Raw genomic sequence first — 12701 nt, 5'->3', positions numbered from 1 at the left:
GCCCGGGGCCCGGGGGGGCCGGGGCCGCGGCTATGAACCCCCCGGCCCCCGGCCGGCCGGCGCCCCCCCTGCGGGGGGCGGCCCCCACCGCCGGGGCAGCCGCCTGCTCACCCCACAACAGCCGCCCCGCGGCCACACCGGCCGTGGACCCGGCCAGTTGGGCCGCGATGTAGGCCGTGGCATCACGTCCCGACAGGGCCCGCAGCAGCCAGAAGGCCAGTGACACGGCCGGGTTGAGGTGACCGCCGGAACAACGCCCGAAGGGCGAGGCGACGAGCAGGCCGACCGTCAGGCCGCTCACCAAGGCGCCGATCGCGAGCTTCCCGGCCGAGGGAATCATGTGCGCCGGAGGACTGTCAGCGCCATGGAGCACCCGGAAGAGCGAGACCATCACGAACAGCAGGATCGCCGTGGCGGCGAACTCGCTGAGCCATTCACGCCAGTGACGGCGGCGCCCACCGTTCGTGCTCACAGGGTCCCTTCCCGCTCGGCGGCATGCGTACGGGCCGTCCGATCGGGCCGGGCCGCTCATGGGAGTTCCCCTGCCGACCCGATCGGAAGACCCGGTGACCAGGATCGGAGTCTGCGTTGCACACGGCTTGCACGGGCGGCCGCGCCCAGGTCCGCCAGTACCGGGTGCTTCCTCACCAGCAGCGGTGCTCAGGCGTACGGCGCTGGTGAGCACGGTCGTTTGGCCGTGCTCCGGCGGTACGGCGTCGTCCGTCTCTTCCCTCGCGGACCATGGACTCGGCACTTGCAGCACCACGTCCACGCGCCAGCCGCCCGGGCCCCGGCTGACCACGACGGACCGGGCCAGGGAGCGGACGATCGCCAGTCCCCGACCGTGTTCGTCCGGACCGCCGGCCCCGTGGCCGTGGCGTTCCTCCGGTGGTCGGCCGGAGTCGTGCACCGTGACATGCAGGCGGTCGTTCCCGTCGGCCAGCCGGATCGTCATCTCCGAGCAGCCGTGACGGGCCGCGTTGCCGGCCAGTTCGCTCACCACCAGCTCGGCGGCGTCCCGGATCTCCGCACCCATTCCCCACCGCGCGACGATGTTCGCGACGAAGCGGCGGGCGGTGGGGACGCTGGAGAATGCGGCGGGCAGCGCAAGCACGGCCATCCTGCCCCTGGCGGTGCGGGGTGCCGCCGGGCTGTCGGGATGCGCGCGGTACGGGGCGAAGCGGGTGGTGAGAGCAGCCGGTTCCGGACTGCCGGTTCCGCGGGCCGTGGCGGGCGTGAAAGACATCGCGGACACCTTTCGGGAGACCCGGCGGACGGTGGACGGATCCGCTCGGACCTGGTGCAACCGCCGCCGGGGACGGAGCCATGGCTGTCCGGCGGGTCCCGTTACCCACGATTCGGGACATGGAAAGGTCTCAGTCGGCTTCGCGGGACACGGCGCAGCCGCCGCGCCGGACGGGACGCCCGGCCGCACCGGCCGGTACGAGATGTCGGCCGACGACGAGGCCCGACGGCCGGAAGCGAGGAAGGTCTGTCCCGGGCGTCACTGGTACGCGGCCGGCCGACCGGGTGACAGTGCGATGGGCCGGTGACTTTCACCGGCCCGCAGCAAGGAGCCTCGCCATGTCATCGCCCTCTGCCCGCCGGCCGTGCAACCGGGACGTACGGCTGCGCCTGATCGGGCCGCTCGCCCTCGTGGGCCCGTCGGCGTCCGTGCCGTTGCCGCAGGTACCCCGGGGCCGGGCCTCCACGCTGCTGGGGCTGCTTGCCGCCCACCGCAACCGCGTCGTCGGCATGCACACCATCATCGACACGCTCTGGCCCGACGGGGCTCCGCCCAGCGCGGTGCAGACCGTCGCCGCGCTGATCAGCAGGCTGCGCCGACTGGTGGGCCAGTGCCTGGATCGTGTAGGTGCCGGCTACCGGCTCGACACCACCGGCTGGCGGGTCGACCTGGACGAGGCCGCTCACCTGGTGATGACCGCCGAACGCCACCTCGCAGGCGGCGAACCGACGCTCGGCCAGGTGGCGGCGCGGAGCGCGCTGGACCTGCTCAGCGCCGGACAAGCCGCGGAGGGGTTCCCGTCGGCACCCTGGACCGAGCAGCTCGAACACGAGGTGGAACGGCTGTTGCGCCGAGCCCGCCACGCCGTCTGGTCCGCCGCGCCACGCCTCGGAGACCATCGGCAGTCCGCCGAGGCGGCAGCGGCGGCCCTGCGCGCCGACCCGTATGACGAGTCGGCGTGCCGTGCGCTGATCAGAGCCCAGTCCGCGCTGGGTTCGCCGGGCGCCGCGCTGCTGACGTTCGAAGCACTGCGCCATAGGCTCCGTACGGAGCTGGGGGCTGATCCCGACCCGCGCACGACGGCGCTTCACCAGGCCGTTCTGGGCGGCCGCCGCGTGGACTCGCCGGACGGCGACGACTCGATCCCCGCTGCCGGCAAGGGGGCTTGCGGCTCCCTCGTCGGACGGCAGGAGGAACTCGCCCGGCTGCACACCGCGTGGCGCTCCGCAGTCACCGGAAGGCGCACGGTCGTAGTGGTCCGGGGCGCCGCCGGCATGGGTACGACAGCCCTGCTCTCGGCCTTCGCCCGGCAGGTCGAGCAACAAGGCGCCGCAGTGCTCCAGGTGCAATGTGCGCAGGGCGCGAACCTGCTCGGTGTGTCCGCGTTGACCCAAGCGGTGGCTCGTTACTGCGGCACCGCCCGCCCACAGGAGGTCGAAGAGGACACTGCCGGCCTCGAACAGCCGCTGAGGGAACGCATTCCAGAGATTCAGTCGCTGCTGGACCCGGCCCACGCAACGGCGCAGGGCGGTTCCGGGGCGTCCGGGAGCGAGCCGGACGCGGTGACCGCCTTCATCCTTCGTACCGCTGCGCGCCGCCCGCTGCTGCTGACGGTGGACGATGCGCACGTCGCCGCCGGTGCCACCCTGGCGGCACTCCGGCATTTGTACGCCGCTGCCCATGGGCACCGGCTCCTGCTTCTCGTCGCCGCGGGACAGGACGGTGTCCCCGCCGGCCTGCTTCCGATCACCAGCCACGCCGACCACCTGGCGGTGGAGCCGCTGCCGGCTGACGCCGTCGCCGAACTGGCCACCCGCCGTGCCGTCCCCGAGGCCGCCGCGGACCTTCTGCGCCTCACCGCCGGCCGCCCCGCCCTGCTCGTCGAAGCGCTCGTCGCCCTCCGTGCGGGATCGCTCCCGATGAATCCGGAGGAACTCGCCGACGGTCTCCCGGACGGCCTGGCCCGGGTGGCCCGCGACCTCGTGCACCGGCTCGGTGAGCCGGTCGCCGATCTGCTGCGCCAAGCCGCCCTCATCGGGCCACGGTTCCGCTTCGACGAGGTGCTGGAAGTCAGCGGCCTTCCGGGCCGGGAGGCTGCCCGACGCCTGCACGTGGCGTTGCGGGCAGGTGTGCTCCTGTCAACGGGAGAGGCGCTGGTGTTCGCCGGTGCAGCGCTGTATGCGGCCCTGTCCACCGGTGTGCCGACACCACTGCGCGCGGCGCTCAAGCCGCCCCGTCGACCGCATCCCGCAGCGGGCGCCGGCACCGTACGGGGCAGGCGTCCCATCCTGGGCAGGCGTCACCCGCGTCGGATCCAGCGGTGCGGATGCCGCCCGCGGTGAGCAGAACAGACGGATCGCGTTGGCCCGGTGACGGATCAACAGACCCCGGTCCAGCCCTCGCCGTTGCCCGGGTCGGCTTCGCGGTCGTGTTCCGTACGTGCCGCTTCCAGCAGTCTGCGCCAGGAGGTCACCGTCGGCCGGCGCCGCAGCAGCGCGCGCCGCTCCCGCTCCGTCATGCCGCCCCAGACCCCGTGCTCGATCCGCTGGTCGAGGGCGTGAGCCAGGCACTCGGTCCGCACCTGGCATCCCGCGCAGACGGCCTTCGCCGCGTGCTGAGCGGCCCCCTCGACGAACAGCGCGTCCGGATCGGCCGTCCGGCAAGCAGCGTGCCCGGCCCATTCCTCTTTCGTCTCCACCCCGATGCCGTCCTCTCCCCCGAACAAGCCCATCTGGCCCCCGCCCACCTGAGGTGGGACGCGTTTTCGAGACCGTACGACAACCCCGCCCCGGACGGGAACACCCGCAACAGGCACCCCATCCCATCGGGTGACAAACCGCCTCTGGGCCGGGGCGGGTGAGGGGTCCCGCGGTCATGTTCCCGCGAGAAGTGCGACGACGGCCGGTGCGGTGATGTACGCCGGCTGCTTCGAGAAGGACCGGGCGACCCTCGGACCGGCCGCCATCGGGCACACTCACGACCGGGAGCACGTCGTGACGCGGATCAACAACAACGAGGTCCGGTACGTGTCGGTGTCCCAGCGCGGCAGCCGCCAGGTGGCCGCCCGCTCCTCCGTGCGGGTACGCCCTGGCACACTCCGAGCCGGCGGGCATCCCTTCCGGCCCCGACGCCTGACGGCCGAACCGCGGCACCCCGCACGGCGCATTCGCCGTGTCGGGGCACGGAGTGACCGATCGTCACCGACGGGCGGAGGTGGTGAACGGTCGCCGGGAGCGCCGGGTGCCCGGGAGGCATCGGGCCGGACGCGACGATCTACCTGCCGGGGCGCTCCTCGCGAGCGTCCGTGGAGGGTACCGGGATCAGCATGCAGCTACTGGTGGCATGGGCCAGCAGGCGGTCCTGTGCGTCGACCAGCGTGGCCTCGGCGAGCGCGGTCCGACGGCCCCGGCTGATCACCGTGCCGATGGCCCGCACCCTGCCTGTGTCCACCGTGACCCGCTTCAGGAACTTCACCGTCAGGTCGAGCGAGGTGTAGCCCACCCCGGGCGGAAGCGTGGAGTGGACCGCGCAGCCCGCGGCTGAGTCGAGCAGCGTGGCGTAGACGCCGCCGTGCACGCTGCCGATCGGGTTGTAGTGCTCCTCACCGGGCAGCAGGGAGAAGACCACCCGGCCCTCCTCCACCTCGTCCAGCGTGAAGTCCAGGGTGGCCGTGATCGGCGGCGCCGGCAGCCGGCCCGACCGCATCTCCCGCAGCAAGTCCAGGCCGGAGGCCGCCCCGAGGGCCGCCGCCGTGACCGCGGGGTCGTCCCACTCGTACGTCCGCGTCCGTCCCATGTCTCCCACGCCTCCCCGGCTGACTGCGTCAATCGAAGCTAGCTGTGCGTGCACCTGACTGTCAATGACGAAGCCAGCCCCCTACCATGGGTGGATGGAGTGGCTTGAGGTCAGCACCGAGAACTGCACCGTCCAGCGCACACTCGACGTGGTCGGCGAGAAGTGGACCATGCTGATCCTGCGCGACGCGGCCAACGGCGTGCGCCGGTTCGACGAGTTCCGGCGGCACATCGGCCTGTCGGAGGCCGTCCTGAGTGATCGGCTCCGCAAGCTGACCGCGGCCGGCATCCTCGTCACCGCGCCCTACCGGGAGCCTGGCAGCCGCTCCCGGAACGAGTACCGGCTGACCCGCAAGGGGTGGGACCTCTGGCCGGTCCTGGTCGCGCTGCGCCAGTGGGGCGAGACGTATGCCCCCGACCCCGAGGGGCCCGTGCTCGACCTGCGCCACGGCGAGTGCGGGGCGCCGGTGCGCGTCGTCGTCGAGTGCGCGGAGGAACACGTGGCCCTGACCCCGAAGGAAGTCTCCGCGCGCCCGGGGCCAGGCGCCCGCCGACTGAACTGACCGCCCCCCGCCCCTGTCCGACTGCGGGCTTGCGACACAGTGATCCGATTTCGTAATATCCGAAATCGTGACATCCGAATCCGTACCATCTGGGCAGTCGGTGCTGCTGACCTTGCAGCGCGCGACACATGCCACCCTGCAACTGATCTCCACCGCCCTCGTCGACCTCGACCTGACCGCCTCCGAGATCAACGCGCTGGCCAACCTCGCCGACGGCCGGGGTCGCACCGTGTCCCAACTGGGCGCCGCTGTCGGCATCCGTCCCACGACGCTGACCAGTGTGCTGGACCGGCTGGAACGCCGCGGTCACATCACCCGGGGTACACGGGCCGGCGACCGCCGCTCGGTGCTGATCGAACTCACCGGGTCCGGGCGTACGGCGGCGTCGTTGATCGAGCAGACGCTGGCAGATCTTGAAAGCCGCGCGCTGGACGGCCTGCCCGCCGGGGCGATGGCCGGCTTCCGTGCCGTCCTGGACGCCCTGATCAAGGAGGGGTCGTGACCACCGAAAGCAACGGCACACACGAGGAATCCTCACCCTTCCAGGAGCTGATGGGAGAGGTGATGGCGACCGCCGAGCGGTTCGGACACCGCCAGCACATCCATCTGACCTGGCTCGCCGTACGGCGTCACGGTACCGACGCGGCGGTCGTCCTGGTCAGCGACGGCATCCGGCGAACCGCCCGTTACGCCGGCGCGCCGCAGAAGTACAACGCCACGGTCAGCCGGGCATGGGTCGAACTGGTGGGCCACCACGCGGGCCGGACGGACACGGCGGACTTCGGCGCCTTCGCCGAGCAGCATCCCGCACTGCTCGACAAGAGGCTGCTCAACCGCTTCTACCGGCCCTCGACGCTGGCGAGCGCCCCGGCCAGGACCGGCTGGGTCGAGCCCGACCTCGAGCCCTTCCCCTGGTAATACGCCAACAACCCCACCAGGCCGGGCGATTCACTATGATCACCGGCCATGGACTGGCTCGAGCGCACCGCGAGGCTGAGGCAGTGGTCCAGGAGCGGGACGCGTGCTCCGCACAAACCGCTGTTGCTCCTGTACGCGCTCGGCCGCTTCCAGGAGGATGCCGACGGCGCGCTGCGATACAGCGCGGTGGAGCAGGACCTGCAACGCCTGCTGACCGAGTACGGGCCGCCCAACAGGACGACACCGGCCTACCCCTTCCATCATCTGGTCAGCGACGGAGTGTGGGAGGTGCGCACCGACCGCGGGCCCGGCAGCCCCGGCAGCGGGGTGCGTGACCTCCGGGTGACCGGTGCCGCCGGACGCCTCGCGCCGGATCTGAGGTCGGCGCTTCGGCGTGAACCGTCCCTGCTCGGCCGTATGGCACGACTGCTGCTCGAACTGCACTTCCCGCCGTCCCTCCACGACGAGTTGCTCGAAGCCGTCGGCCTGGAGCTCGAACCGGGGCGGACCGAGCGACACTCGGCCCCGCGACGCCGCCGGGACCCACGGATGCGAGAGCTCGTCCTGACCGCCTACGAGTACCGGTGCGCCTTCTGCGGTTACGACGGCAGGATCGACACCGTGCCCGTCGGACTGGAGGCCGCGCACGTGCGCTGGTGGGCGTTCGACGGACCCGACGACATCGAGAACGGGCTGTGCCTGTGCTCGCTGCACCACAAACTCTTCGACAAGGGCGTCCTCGGTGTCGGCAGCGGCCACCGGATCCTGGTCTCACATCGCTTCGTCGGCCACAGCCCCGCCGCCCGCGAGCACGTCACCGCGCTCGTGGACCGGCCGCTCATCGGCCCACAGGCGGGCGCACGGCCTGTCGCGGCCACGCACCGGGACTGGCACACCGGTCAGGTCTTCCGCGGCAGCCCACGTCCTGCCACCGCCGCCTGACAACTCCAGGTGGCATAGGCACGAACCCGGCGAAGAGGCTAGGCTCTGCCCGTGCTTGGGAAGCAGGCACACCACGCGGTCCCGCATGCCCGCGTGGACAAGTCTGCTACCCAAGTGAAAGGGACGGCTCCGTTGCGCCAGGAAACCGACGCTCGTGCACTCGCCGGCCATGAACCGACCCGTGACACGGACGAAATCGAGCGGCTTCGCCGCCAGAACACCGAACTGCGCAACCGAATGCTCGCCCACGCGGCCGTCTCGGTCGCCCAGGGAATCCTCATGGAACGCTACCGACTGCGCACCGAGCATGAGGGGTTCGAGCTGCTGCGCCGCAGTTCCCAGCGACACAACATCAAGCTGCACACCCTCGCCAACGCGGTCGTCAGTGTTCCCGGCCCAGGGCACCGGGCCGCCGTCTGGTTCCCCGGCCGCGTCCGTACCAGCCCTCCCCCGCTGCCGGGGCTCCAACTGCCCAAGCACACCTATCTCCCCGCCTCGCAGGGAACCGTCCTGAACAGCGCCCTCCGCCGCGTCCTGGACGTGACCGAGACAACGATGGGCAACATCCAGCTCGCCGAGGCCAATCTGCTGCGACTGGCCAAACACACCGGCCTGAGCCGGGAGTTCACCGACTACTTCACCTTCGTCGAGAACTCCGGCACCTCCTGCGCCCAGGCCGCCCGGGAACGGCAGCAGATCACCGTCCACGACGTGGCCACCGCCCCCGTCTTCGACGAGGAGTCGCGGCGCGTGATCCTCCACGCCGGCAGCCGCGCCTGCCACAGCCTCCCCCTGCTCGACGAGCGCAACACTCCGCTGGGGGTCATCTCCTCCCATCACTCCCAGCCGCTGGCCGGCTTCAGCCGAGCCCGGCTCGACGCCCTGCAGACTCTTGGCGCCACGGTCGGCCGCTGGCTCTCCTGGCACCGCCGCACGGTCGTCCTCGATGCCCTGGAGCACCTCCACGCCACCGCCCACCACGCGTGAACGGACCCACCACGGACGGCGGCGAGGACACCGTCCGCCGCTACCAGGCGTCCCGCGCCCGAGCCGACGTCCACTCCCGCGCCAAGGCCCACGACGACCGCGGCGGACCGACGGAGGAAGGGCTGCTGTTCGGCAGGGCGCCGCGGAATGTACCGCGCCCGCAGACTCCGGACGGCCTCGGCCAGGGGCGAACGCGCGAACCGGACCGCGGCCGGGTCTTCCACGTCGAGCCACGGGAGCAACATCCGGTCCGGCCCGCATCCCTCATCATTTGAACGCGTTCAATTCCGTGGGCTACGCTTGTGCCCACCGAAGTTGAGGGGGCTCGATGAAGGTAGTGCTGCCCGGAGGGACCGGACAGGTCGGCACGGTCCTGGACCGGGCGCTGACGGCGGCCGGCCACGAGGTGACGGTGCTGACCAGAAACCCGCGGCGGGAACGTGAAATCGCTTGGGACGGCGGCACACTCGGGCCCTGGGCCGAGGCGGTGGACGGCTGTGACGCGGTGATCAACCTGGCCGGGCGCAGCGTCTCCTGCCGCTACACCGCCGAGAACCTGCAGGCCATGATGGACTCCCGCGTCGACTCGGCGCGGGTCGTCGGCGAGGCGATCGCCGCGGCCGCTCGGCCACCGCGAGTCTGGCTCCAGATGAGCACCGCGACGATCTACGCCCATCGCTACGACGCGGCGCACGACGAGGCGACAGGAGTGATCGGCGGCTCGGAGACCGGGGTGCCGGACTACTGGGCGTACAGCGTCGAGATCGCGAAGAACTGGGAGCGGGCGCAGGCCGAGGCACAGACGCCGACGACGCGGAAGGTGGCGCTGCGCTCGGCCATGGTGATGAGCCCGGACCGGGGCGGGGTCTTCGACGTACTGCTGCGCCTGGCGCGGCTGGGGTTGGGCGGGCCGGTCGCCGGCGGCGCGCAGTACGTCTCCTGGATCCATGACGAGGACTTCGTGCGGGCGGTGGAATTCCTCATCGAACGGGACGATCTCCAAGGGCCGGTGAACCTCGCCTCACCGGGGCCCCTCCCGCACCGGGAGTTCATGCGGGCGCTCCGCGCGGCCTGGGGCGTCCCGGTGGGCCTGCCGGCGACCCGGTGGATGGCGGAGCTGGGGGCGTTCGCCATCCGCTCGGACACGGAACTGCTGCTCAAGAGCCGCCGGGTGGTGCCGGGCCGACTGAGCGCGGCTGGGTTCGACTTCGCGTACACCGCATGGGACAGCGCTGCCGCAGAACTCGTTCGGCGGGCCAGGGCGTTGCGTCTCTGCCGTCGCGCGACCCGTCGGGACGTCGGAGCGGTCGCGTCCACCTCGGTGCACGGTACGCGGGGATCCGACGGGGGGTCGTAGGGCTCGCGTCTGCCGCGGAAGCGCACGGCGGACATCGAGGCCGGTCGTCCTCACCGTGCCGCCGGACCGCAACGTGCGGCGCTGGAACGCCTGGACCCCGGCCGCCGCAAGGTGGCGGCAGCGGAACCGGTGGCGCGCGTCCTGGTGGTGGAGGACCGCCGGACCCCTGTGGGACGCTCCCTCTTCCAGCCCGGTCCGTGGGCACACGCCAAGAAGCCGTCGCCGCCGCTGGAGTCCCGGAAAGCGCCTCCGATCGGAGCGCAACCGAGCGCCGACGGGAGCGAGGTGCGGGACTTCGATCTGCTCCCCGGCACGCTCCCCGAGCTGTTCGCCGAGGCCTGGCGGCAGGTCCGCAGGGGGAGGGTCCGGGCTGGGCCGACGGCGGTCCGTCCGAGGCGGACGGATCCGTTCCTCGCCACGGCCGTATGAACTCGAACCAGGGATCCACGGCCCGGATCCGGTCACTCCGCGATCTCGGGCTGGATCTCGACGGTGAGGGCCGCGTCCTCGGGGCCGTCGCCCTCCTCGTTCTCCCAGACGATCACGCGCACGTGCTGCTCGCCCATGCCGTGGATCTTCCACTCGGTCACCAGATCCGTGAGGACAAGGGCGGCGACGTACTCGGCGTCCTCCTCCGGGTCGTCGGTGGTGACGGTCCCCCGCCACCGCTCGGGTTGGCTGCCGTAGGGCCGCCAACCCTGCGAGCCGTGCGGCTCGTCGACCCGGTACACCCAGTCCGTCTCGGTGCTCATGGAACCGATCCTGTCACCGCACGGAGCAACATGCGCATCAGCGGATCGGCTCCCCTGCCGGTGCGAGCAGGCCGGCCCGACGGAGCCGCCCGCCGGGTTCCCCCGTGACGGGCGGCTCGCGCCTGTGTGTTCAGAGATCGGAGTCGGCGGCGGCGACGTTGGCATCCTTGGCCGCTGGACGACACCGGTCGGGACCGGCGGCGGGATTTGAACCCGCGTCACCCTCTTGAGAGGAGAAGTAGCCGCAACCTGCGCACCTGAACGGGGCCAAAGGTAACCGTCCTTCCTCGATCGGGCACATCGATTTGCTTCTGGGTCCGTGCACGTGGGCTTCCCGTCGGCGGGGGTCCGAGGAGCCTCTATGCATGCGGCTGACCTGTGCTTATGATCAGCGCACACATTTGGTTCACAATTCATTCACCTTCGGACGGGAGTCTCCGTGCACAGCGCGCCGCTCATGACCTTCAAGAGCCACATCGAGGGCAAGAACGCCGACGTGGCCATCTACCACGATCGGATCGAGTGGGTGCGAGGCCGTGGAGTGAGCGGCAAGAAGCTCACCGCGGGCCTCCTGACGGGGGGCATGTCCCTTCTGGCCACCGGCGTTCGGGACGGCAGGGCGGGCAGCGAGATGATCCCCGTGAAGAACGTCTCGAGTGTGGTGACCAAGCGGGACGGCCTGATGTTCACCAAGGTCGTGGTCGTCGCCTCGGGCAACACGATCGACTTCCGCGTACCGCACGATGCCGCTCCCGGCATCAAGTCCCTGCTCACCGACCTGATCCTGGGCAGAATTCCCACCCCCGGCCAGACCCCTGCCGTAGCCCCTCACGCGGCCCCGCCGGCGGCCCCGCCCGCGGCGCCGGCGCCCGCCCCGGTCGAACAGCTCCAGCAGCTCGCGCAGCTGCGGGACGCCGGCATCCTCTCGGAGGACGAGTTCGCCGCCAAGAAGACCGAGATCCTGGCTCGCATGTGACGTAGGGCGAGGCCACACCATGGCCGACGTGAGGGGCGGGCCACTCGCACGCCCTTCAGTGACACGACCGTGGCCGGAAACCCTCGCCCTCCCCGCCCCACGCGCTCTTCTCCTCCACGGACAAGACGCGCGTGGGCAACGGGGACGGTTGCACACCCCTGTACATCCCACAGCCGAAGTGCTGTCATGCACGCGACATGGCCCGCATCGACGCGTACACGAGCACGCGGAGCGGGCGGCACCCCCGCGCGATGCGTTCCCAAACCCCAAGGAGGACGGCCATGAGTCCGAGATCAGCGCGCTTACGCAACCCGATGGCGGTGACTGCCGGTCTGGCGCTCGCCTGTCTCATCGCGAGCCCCGCGTCGGCGGCCGAGACCAACCTCGACATGCACTGTCAGGCCACACCGCCGATCGGCTCCGCACAGACCTTCGACCTCTCGGCCGGCGTCGACGCGACCGCGCCGGACACGGTCGCATCCGGCAGCTCCTTCTCCGTCACCCTCGCGACCCAGTCGATGACCGTGCCCGGATCGGTGAGCGGTTACACCGTCAAGTCGATCAAGAACATCACCCTCAAGGCCCCTGTGCCCGCCAATGCGACGCTGACCGGGACCCATCTCTCCGGCGGATCCGGGACCGGCTCGGGGACCCCGAGTGTCTCCGTGACCGGCGGACAGATCGTCATGTCGGTGCCCGGACCGATCGGTGGCGGGCAGACGTTCACCCTTCCGGCGCTGACCCTGGACCTGACGGCCGGGGCGTCCGGCGGTACCGTCGACACCCAGCTCGCGGGCTCCGGTTTCGGCAGCCCCGGCCTCACCTTCACCGCCAGCGTCCCGATCCTCTTCGTCACCGTCAGCGTGCCGACGTCCTGCTACCCCTCCCCGAACCCCGTGCTGACCTCGACGACCATCAGCTGATCCGGCGGTTCCACGGAACACCGAGGCAGCACCCGAAGACCGGGCAGACCCTCCGCGACGGGGCCGCGGCACGTGCCCCACGACAGCCGACGACGGCAGAGCGCAGCCCTGCCGTCGTCCGGCCCAGGGGGCGGGGGCGACGACGGGCCACCACCCCCCCCGGGCCCCGCACCCGCCGCGGGCCCAATCCGCCCCGCCACGCCAACACCACACCGCGGCGGGGTGTGCGGGGGGGGTCCCGCG

Annotated in this window: 15 protein-coding genes and 1 pseudogene; 12 read left to right on the top strand and 4 right to left on the bottom strand. The window is 71.5% G+C overall.

What is annotated here, in order from left to right:
* Nucleotides 1-1246 (bottom strand): ATP-binding protein (locus ACFW2E_RS24280; RefSeq protein WP_384469181.1); only part of this gene is annotated, 1246 nt, incomplete at its 3' end.
* Nucleotides 1247-1584: 338 nt separating this feature from the next.
* Between ACFW2E_RS24280 and ACFW2E_RS24275 the strand changes: the two genes are divergently transcribed.
* The gene (locus ACFW2E_RS24275; RefSeq protein ID WP_384469180.1) at nt 1585-3588 is read left to right on the top strand and encodes a BTAD domain-containing putative transcriptional regulator; all 2004 of its coding nucleotides are present in this window, start codon (nt 1585-1587) and stop codon (nt 3586-3588) included.
* A gap of 35 nt (nt 3589-3623) precedes the next feature.
* Here ACFW2E_RS24275 and ACFW2E_RS24270 read toward each other — a convergent pair whose 3' ends face one another.
* A complete protein-coding gene (locus ACFW2E_RS24270) occupies nt 3624-3977 on the bottom strand; it encodes a WhiB family transcriptional regulator (protein ID WP_384469179.1) in 354 nt (117 codons plus the stop codon).
* A gap of 147 nt (nt 3978-4124) precedes the next feature.
* Between ACFW2E_RS24270 and ACFW2E_RS24265 the strand changes: the two are divergent.
* Nucleotides 4125-4326 (top strand): annotated as a pseudogene (locus ACFW2E_RS24265) (NPP1 family protein); the annotation flags it as partial.
* A gap of 193 nt (nt 4327-4519) precedes the next feature.
* Here ACFW2E_RS24265 and ACFW2E_RS24260 read toward each other — a convergent pair.
* Entirely contained in the window at nt 4520-5041 is a 522-nt protein-coding gene (locus ACFW2E_RS24260; RefSeq protein WP_384469178.1) for a PaaI family thioesterase, read from the bottom strand.
* Nucleotides 5042-5135: 94 nt separating this feature from the next.
* Between ACFW2E_RS24260 and ACFW2E_RS24255 the strand changes: the two genes are divergently transcribed.
* The 8 genes from ACFW2E_RS24255 to ACFW2E_RS24220 all read left to right on the top strand — a co-directional run bounded on the left by ACFW2E_RS24255 (nt 5136) and on the right by ACFW2E_RS24220 (nt 10236).
* Nucleotides 5136-5603: a winged helix-turn-helix transcriptional regulator gene (locus ACFW2E_RS24255; protein WP_384469177.1), complete on the top strand. Its 468-nt coding sequence runs from the start codon at nt 5136-5138 to the stop codon at nt 5601-5603.
* Between the two features lie 67 nt (nt 5604-5670).
* A complete protein-coding gene (locus ACFW2E_RS24250) occupies nt 5671-6105 on the top strand; it encodes a MarR family winged helix-turn-helix transcriptional regulator (protein WP_384469176.1) in 435 nt (144 codons plus the stop codon).
* Nucleotides 6102-6521 (top strand): hypothetical protein, encoded by a 420-nt coding sequence (locus ACFW2E_RS24245; RefSeq protein ID WP_384469175.1) that lies wholly within the window; start codon nt 6102-6104, stop codon nt 6519-6521. Before ACFW2E_RS24250 ends, ACFW2E_RS24245 begins: the two co-directional genes overlap by 4 nt.
* A 48-nt stretch (nt 6522-6569) precedes the next feature.
* Nucleotides 6570-7463, top strand: a complete 894-nt coding sequence (locus ACFW2E_RS24240) for a phosphorothioated DNA-binding restriction endonuclease (RefSeq protein WP_384469174.1) — start codon at nt 6570-6572, stop codon at nt 7461-7463.
* A gap of 132 nt (nt 7464-7595) precedes the next feature.
* Complete coding sequence (locus tag ACFW2E_RS24235) at nt 7596-8450, top strand: ANTAR domain-containing protein (protein WP_384469173.1); 855 nt, start codon at nt 7596-7598, stop codon at nt 8448-8450.
* Nucleotides 8447-8725 (top strand): hypothetical protein, encoded by a 279-nt coding sequence (locus ACFW2E_RS24230; protein WP_384469172.1) that lies wholly within the window; start codon nt 8447-8449, stop codon nt 8723-8725. Before ACFW2E_RS24235 ends, ACFW2E_RS24230 begins: the two co-directional genes overlap by 4 nt.
* A gap of 53 nt (nt 8726-8778) precedes the next feature.
* Nucleotides 8779-9807 carry a TIGR01777 family oxidoreductase gene (locus tag ACFW2E_RS24225; protein ID WP_384469171.1) on the top strand — a complete coding sequence of 343 codons (1029 nt, stop codon included), beginning with the start codon at nt 8779-8781 and terminating at the stop codon, nt 9805-9807.
* A gap of 111 nt (nt 9808-9918) precedes the next feature.
* Nucleotides 9919-10236 carry a hypothetical protein gene (locus ACFW2E_RS24220; protein ID WP_384469170.1) on the top strand — a complete coding sequence of 106 codons (318 nt, stop codon included), beginning with the start codon at nt 9919-9921 and terminating at the stop codon, nt 10234-10236.
* Nucleotides 10237-10268: 32 nt separating this feature from the next.
* On the opposite strand, the gene ACFW2E_RS24215 is transcribed toward ACFW2E_RS24220, so the two are convergent.
* Entirely contained in the window at nt 10269-10559 is a 291-nt protein-coding gene (locus tag ACFW2E_RS24215; protein WP_384469169.1) for a hypothetical protein, read from the bottom strand.
* A 439-nt stretch (nt 10560-10998) separates the two neighbouring features.
* On the opposite strand from ACFW2E_RS24215, the gene ACFW2E_RS24210 reads away from it, so the two are divergent.
* Both ACFW2E_RS24210 and ACFW2E_RS24205 read left to right on the top strand, forming a co-directional pair.
* Entirely contained in the window at nt 10999-11535 is a 537-nt protein-coding gene (locus ACFW2E_RS24210) for an SHOCT domain-containing protein (protein WP_384469168.1), read from the top strand.
* Between the two features lie 281 nt (nt 11536-11816).
* On the top strand, nt 11817-12458 hold the full coding sequence (locus tag ACFW2E_RS24205; RefSeq protein ID WP_384469167.1) for a cyclase: 642 nt from the start codon (nt 11817-11819) through the stop codon (nt 12456-12458).
* Nucleotides 12459-12701 lie beyond the last annotated feature (243 nt).

Source organism: Streptomyces sp. NPDC058964 (genome assembly GCF_042741275.1).
Taxonomy (GTDB): Bacteria; Actinomycetota; Actinomycetes; order Streptomycetales; family Streptomycetaceae; genus Streptomyces.
The sequence above is the reverse complement of the archived record's forward strand: the minus strand, read 5'-3'. Positions and strand labels throughout refer to the sequence as shown.